Origin of the sequence: Cryomorpha ignava (genome assembly GCF_010686655.1) — a bacterium.
Lineage (GTDB): Bacteria > Bacteroidota > Bacteroidia > Flavobacteriales_D > Cryomorphaceae > Cryomorpha > Cryomorpha ignava.
The window spans coordinates 47,513-53,945 of sequence record NZ_JAAGVY010000034.1; the positions used below are offsets into that span (position 1 = coordinate 47,513).

6 protein-coding genes are annotated in these 6,433 nt (G+C 39.7%); 5 read left to right on the forward strand and 1 reads right to left on the reverse strand.

What is annotated here, in order from left to right:
- Positions 1–51: 51 nt before the first annotated feature.
- The 4 genes from G3O08_RS15275 (at position 52) to G3O08_RS15290 (ending at position 5,219) form a co-directional block, all read left to right on the forward strand.
- Complete coding sequence (locus tag G3O08_RS15275) at positions 52–2,094, forward strand: TolB-like translocation protein (RefSeq protein ID WP_163286258.1); 2,043 nt, start codon at positions 52–54, stop codon at positions 2,092–2,094.
- A 68-nt stretch (positions 2,095–2,162) separates the two neighbouring features.
- Positions 2,163–3,719, forward strand: coding sequence for a PD40 domain-containing protein (locus G3O08_RS15280; protein WP_163286259.1), 1,557 nt, complete (start codon positions 2,163–2,165; stop codon positions 3,717–3,719).
- 55 nt (positions 3,720–3,774) lie between these two features.
- A complete protein-coding gene (locus G3O08_RS15285; protein WP_163286260.1) occupies positions 3,775–4,608 on the forward strand; it encodes a 3'-5' exonuclease in 834 nt (277 codons plus the stop codon).
- Positions 4,605–5,219: a fumarylacetoacetate hydrolase family protein gene (locus G3O08_RS15290; RefSeq protein ID WP_163286261.1), complete on the forward strand. Its 615-nt coding sequence runs from the start codon at positions 4,605–4,607 to the stop codon at positions 5,217–5,219. The genes G3O08_RS15285 and G3O08_RS15290 overlap by 4 nt, the downstream gene beginning before the upstream one ends.
- Before the next feature lie 91 nt (positions 5,220–5,310).
- Here the strand turns inward: G3O08_RS15290 and G3O08_RS15295 are convergent, their stop codons facing one another.
- Positions 5,311–5,601, reverse strand: a complete 291-nt coding sequence (locus tag G3O08_RS15295) for a DUF4143 domain-containing protein (RefSeq protein WP_163286262.1) — start codon at positions 5,599–5,601, stop codon at positions 5,311–5,313.
- A 231-nt stretch (positions 5,602–5,832) separates the two neighbouring features.
- Between G3O08_RS15295 and G3O08_RS15300 the strand changes: the two genes are divergently transcribed.
- On the forward strand, positions 5,833–6,048 hold the full coding sequence (locus G3O08_RS15300) for a hypothetical protein (protein WP_163286263.1): 216 nt from the start codon (positions 5,833–5,835) through the stop codon (positions 6,046–6,048).
- The last annotated feature ends 385 nt before the right edge of the window (positions 6,049–6,433 follow it).

Consider the following 6,433-nt stretch of genomic DNA (forward strand, 5'->3'; position numbering starts at 1 on the left):
AAGAAACATCTAGGTTTATATTAGCTTTGGAATTCTTAACGATCGCCTTAAATGAATTTCAATAAAATACTACGTCCGTTTTTACCGGTCGCGTTGCTAATTTTTATTAGCTCGAGCCTTGAAGCCCAGCAGTCAGGTTTTTTAAGCAAATTTCAGGAAGCTGTAAGGCTGGATGAAGAAAATGAACTAAATCAAAGTTTCATTATCTGGACACAGCTGGCCACTGATTATTCCGACAATGCAAATATAAATTACAAGGCAGGTCGTGCTTACTTGCAATCATTTAACCGCAAAAGTGCCGCTCTCCCTTTTTTGCAGAAGGCAGCCACAAGTGAAGTTGACAAGAATTACGACCCTATAAGTCCATATGAGAAAAAAGTGCCTGTAGAGGTTTATTTCTACTATGCCAAGGCACTTCACCTGAACTACAAACTCGAAAAAGCAGAAGAATATTACGAGCTCTTTATCAGAAATGCACCCATAAAACATTTTCTATACCCGGAGGCCGAGCTGGGCATGCAACAAATAAATAACGCCCAGGTTTTGATGAAAATTCCGGTTGAGTTTGAAATTAAGAACCTTGGATCGGTAGTAAATTCAGAATATCCCGATTTTTCGCCGGTTATATCGGTAGATGAGAATGCTTTGTTTTTTACATCTGCACGTCTTCGTCCCGATAGTTCGAATTTTAGAGCAAAAGACAGATTGACCGGCCTTTATTTCGAAGACATTTATGCTTCATACAAAGACCGTGATGGAAATTGGCAAGAGCCTGAATTGCTTAGTATCAATACAACGGCGCATACCGCCACGATGAACGTTTCTGTAGATGGGCAAACCTTATATCTTTACAAAGATGTGAATGGAGGGGACATTTATCAGAGTACGCTTGTAGGTGAGATATGGAGTGAGCCAGCTCCAATGCCTGATGGTATAAATTCATCTGCCTGGGAAACGCATCTTGCCATTACGCCCGACGAACAAACTATTTATTTCGTAAGCAACAGAAGCGGTGGAATGGGTGGCCGTGATATTTACAAAGCAAATAAGCTGCCTGATGGCAAATGGAGCAAACCTTCTAATCTGGGGCCGAAAATCAATACCCAATTTGATGAAGATGCCGTTTTTATTTCGCCTGATAGTCGAATTTTGTATTTCAGCTCTAAAGGACATAGTAGCATTGGTGGTTTTGACATTATGTACAGCAAGATTGGCGATGATGGGGAATGGTCAGCTCCCACAAATATTGGATACCCCATAAATACTACCGATGACGATGTATTTTTTGTAACATCGGCCGACGGCCAGAGGGCGTATTATTCATCTGTTCGCGATTCAGGATTTGGCGAAAAAGATATCTATATGATAAACCTGCCCGATCCGCAGGCTGTGAATCTTGCCGTGCTTAAAGGAACAATCATTCCTGCCGATGGTGATAAACTCCCTGATGATATTGTGATTTATGTAACCAATCGTAAAACCGGAAATTCGCAAACGTACACTCCACGTGCCCGCGACGGAGTTTTTATAGCCATTTTGCCTCCCTGTAATCAATATGATGTTGATTATCAAATTAATGGAAAGATCGCTGCACGAGATACGTTCTCTATTGGCTGCGATCTCGACTATCAGGAAATCATAAAAGAACTCTTGCTTAGCCCTTTGATCGTAAGTACAGATGGAACAGCCGTAATAATGTCGTCTACATCTGGCGATGCAATACCGGCAACTTTTATGAAATTCTTTGGTTATAATCAGGAAACGATTGGTAAGGAAGAAGTAATGTACGCTAACTTTATGAAGGGACTTAACAAGTTAGTTACAGCCAAGGGAAAAGCGGAGATTACGATTGTTGGAAGCGCTTCTAAAGTACCTACGAGCAGTTTTGAAAGCAATCAGGTACTTGCAGATGATAGAGCGAAAGCCGGTAAGCAGAAAATTCTCGACAATGCAGAGAGTTATGGAATAGACCCGGCAAAGCTTTCATTTAAATCTGTAAAAGGGTTAGTGCAGGGGCCAGAGTATCAAGGCGACTATAAAACCGGGAAGGATACATATGAAAAGTATCAGTACATCGATGTAAAAGCCGAATAAGCCTAATATTACGCGATAGAATACTGTTTTTTATAAGGAAGAAGTTACATTCGCATAAAACAAGAGAATTGTTTAAGAAAGCCCCACATACTCTTATCATTGTCAGTGTACTTTTATGCTGTCTTGTCAATTCTGCGAAAGGTCAAAATCCGAAAGAAGCCCATTCACTATTTTTAGATGGCAATTATTTCAAAGCCATTGACTTGTATTCATCGCTATTGGAAAAAGAGCCAAATAATCCGGAGTATAATCTTAATATAGGATTGAGTTATTTGCGCACCAATATAGACCCCAAGCTGGCGCTGGATTATTTGTTGAAATCAGAAGCTGAAGGAAAATTTGACAATAGTCTCCTCTTGCAGATTGCGCGGGCTCATACGCATCATTTAGATTATGAATCTGCTCTTCATTATCTGCATAAATACAGATTGGTTGCGGGCAAAAAGGATAAAAACAAGGCGGAATACGAAAAGATAAAAGCCGACTGCAATACGGCGCAGGACTTATTGAAATACCCTGTAAATGTGAATTTTACCAATCTCGGCGAAAACATTAATAGTACTTATCCCGATTACAATCCCTTTGTAACCAGCGATGGATCGCGCATGGTTTTCACTACCCGACGCAAGGTTCGTCCGGGTTCGCATCCCGAGTTTGACGGGTACTATCCGTCTGATATTATGATGTCGTTTCGCAAGGATGGTAAATGGTTTTTTGCCGATAGGCTAAGCGATAAAATCAATACCATTTATGATGAGCAAACAGTGGGATTGACAAGCACAGGCGACACCCTGTTTTTTTATATTGACCATGTAAGCGATGTGGGCGATATTTTTACAAGCATTTACAAAAACAAGACATACTCTGATCCAAAACGTCTCGGCGATGGAATTAATGGTGTGGGAATTGAATCATCTTGTTCGCTTTCGCAGGATGGACAAACGATGCTTTTCAGTTCTAATCGACCTGGCGGAACAGGTGATTTTGATCTCTATATGATAAAACGTGATGGAATAAATGAGTGGGAAGAACCGATTAACCTTGGGCAAGAAATTAATACCGAGCTGAGCGAAGATTACCCTACCCTCTCGCCCGATGGGAATACACTTTACTTTTGCTCAAACGGGCATCCGGGAATGGGCGGTTACGACCTCTATTTTTCTACCTGGGATGAACAGAGCCAGCAGTGGACAAAGCCTCAAAATATGGGCTATCCCATCAACAGTCCAAACGACGAAAAGAATATTTCGTTTATGAAAAGTGGAAAAACGGCTGTAATGGCCGCCTTGCGCACGGATACATATGGCGATTTGGACATTTATCAGGTTGATTACGAGAAAACCGAAAGTGACAGTCCAGCCCTTTTTGTGCTAAATGTATCCCTGCCACAAGGAGAAGCGATGCCTGAACTCCAGATAAGAGATGCCTTTGATGAGCCTGTGGGAAGTTATTATCCAAACCGCATTACCGGAAGATATGTGTTGGCACTTCACCCCGGAAAATACTTCATTTACATCGATGCACCAGGTTACAATCCTTATACAGAAGTGCTGGTAGTCAACAAGTTTCACACTCGGCAAGACAATAATGTCAGATTTATAAAACTACAGTCCAATAGGCAGTGAGAAACACTGCATTTCATAAAAACACAACCGGACTAAAAAACAAAAACCTCTAGCAATGCAATTGAACCTAAAAAAACCTTTGGCCTTTTTTGATTTGGAAACCACCGGAGTAAATGTAGCTTCAGACCGAATAGTAGAAATAGCCATATTGAAAGTTTTTCCTGACGGTCATATCGAAAAACGCCCAGATCCAGCGTTGGGCAAAGCACGTTTGTTGATCAATCCCGGTATTCCTATTCCCGCTGAAACCTCTGCAATACATGGGATATTCGATGAAGATGTAAAAGATGCTCCCACTTTTGAAGAGCTATCGGGCAAGCTTTTTAAGTTCTTATTTGATTGCGATTTAGCAGGTTTTAATTCCAATAAATTTGACGTGCCGATTCTCGCAGAAGAGTTTTTACGCTGCGGAATTGACTTTAGCGTAGAAGGCCGAAACTTGATAGATGTACAAAACATTTTTCACCTTATGGAGCAGCGTACACTCAAGGCCGGATACAAGTTTTACTGCAAAAAGGATATGGAAAATGCCCACGAAGCTATGGCCGATGTGGAAGCCACCCACGACGTTTTTATGGCACAGCTTGAGAAATATGCCGACACCGAAATAGAAGATCGCGATGGGAATATGATAAAACCTGTGGCAAACGATATGCAGCATTTGCACTTTACATCGCAGCGCCACCGCAATGTAGATATGCTGGGAAGGATAATCTACAACGACAAGGACGAAGAGATTTTTAATTTCGGAAAGCACAAAGGAAAAACGGTAAAGGAAGTTTTGAAGACAGAGCCGGGATATTACGGCTGGATGCTAAATGGCGATTTTCCGCTTTATACCAAAAAAGTATTGAAAGATATTAAAGAGCGATTGAGTTACGAGCAATGAAAATAATCTGTATTGGCAGAAACTACGCCGAACACGCCAAAGAATTAATAAACGAAGTACCCACAGAGCCCGTGGTTTTTCTAAAACCTGAAACGGCTTTATTGCCAAAGAATCATCCGTTTATTTATCCCGATCACACCAGCGATTTACATTTTGAAGTGGAGCTGGTAATCCGGATAAGCAAACTTGGAAAGCACATCGAAGAAAAGTTTGCGCATAAATATTACAGCGAAATAGGAATCGGTATTGATTTCACGGCACGCGATTTACAGCAAAAGTTTAAGGAAAAAGGCCTACCTTGGGAAAAGGCAAAAGCTTTTGACCACTCGGCACCTATGGGTCGCAAATTCATTTCAGTGAGCGATTTGCCTAATAAAAACGCGATTAAATTTGAGCTTTATAAAAACGGCGAATGCGTTCAATCCGGAAATTCATCTGATATGATTTTCAGCTTTGATGAGATAATAGCTTATGTTTCAAAGTATTTTACTCTGAAAATTGGAGACATGATTATGACCGGTACACCAAAGGGTGTTGGTTCATGTGTTATTGGCGATAAACTCGAGGCTTATATTGAAGGTGAGAAGTTGCTGGTGCTTGATGTGAAGTAAGTTCGTCGTAGGGTTGATATGACTTTATTTGGATTTTTTAAGTTAGCTGGCTCAATATTGATTAACACACCTGATTGATTAACATACCTGATCATACCAATTTATCAGACATCACAAAATCTCGAAAATTAGTTCGTGTTATTCCTTTCACATCAGCATTATAATTGGAAGTAAACGTTTTTGAAAAGTAAATTTTCTTATTGGGATTCCATTTAAATTTAAAAGCGGAAAGTTTGTCTCTCGCTATTTCCAGATAATCTATTTCCTGTCGCTGTTTGGTTCGCCAGAAATACATTTGTGCAGCTTGATTGTAATATCTCAACAGTTTTAATCTCTCGGAGATCAGAAAATTTTCCCAGAGTATAACTTTAACTGAATACATTCCGCTTAAAGCATAACTATAATGGAATAGTGTTAAAATATAAGGCTATTTTCCCTTATTCTGATTCAAATCACTCCTCTGGGTTTCCAAGAACCTTTTCTCCCAAGAAATCAAGTAAACTCATACCCATAATTATTGAGAGTATTGAAAAAGCTACAAACAATAGTTGCAAGATCAGTTTAAAATGTCGAATTTTCTTTAAAATAATTGCTTATGAGTACTTTAAAATCTTTGAAAAGTAGGATCACCGAAAGAATTATGCTGTTACAGGATGAAGATTTGTTGGAAGTAATAGAAACAATTTTGAATTCAGATGTAACTGAAGAGCGAGTGCATTTAAATTCTTACCAGATCAAAATGCTGGAAATGAGTGAAAAAGATATTGCCAATGGTAATTTAATTTCTGAATCTGACCTAAGAAAAGATGACTCGAAATGGATGGACTAAAGGTTTTTTGGACAAGTATTGCCAGAAACCAACGAGATAAAATTTTTTTACTATTGGAATCAACGAAATAAGAACGCGGCATATTCAAAAAAGCTCAATTTAGCTCTTAGACGAAGGACAGATTTATTAAGAATCTATCCTGAAATAGGGAAGCTAACGATATTTAATCAAACGAGAGTGTTAGCAATAGGCCATTATAGCATTCTTTATCAAATCAAAAAAAACGTATCCACCCGACCAACTACACCGCCTGATTTTCCAACTCACCAAAGCTTGTTAACTTTTCTGGTATGTCTATATTCCCAGGGAAGAGTTCAAAAAGTTTGTTGACCGGATGATCGGCGATTTTGCCAAGCACGGCAGTAAGCCAGGCCATAGGTTCTAC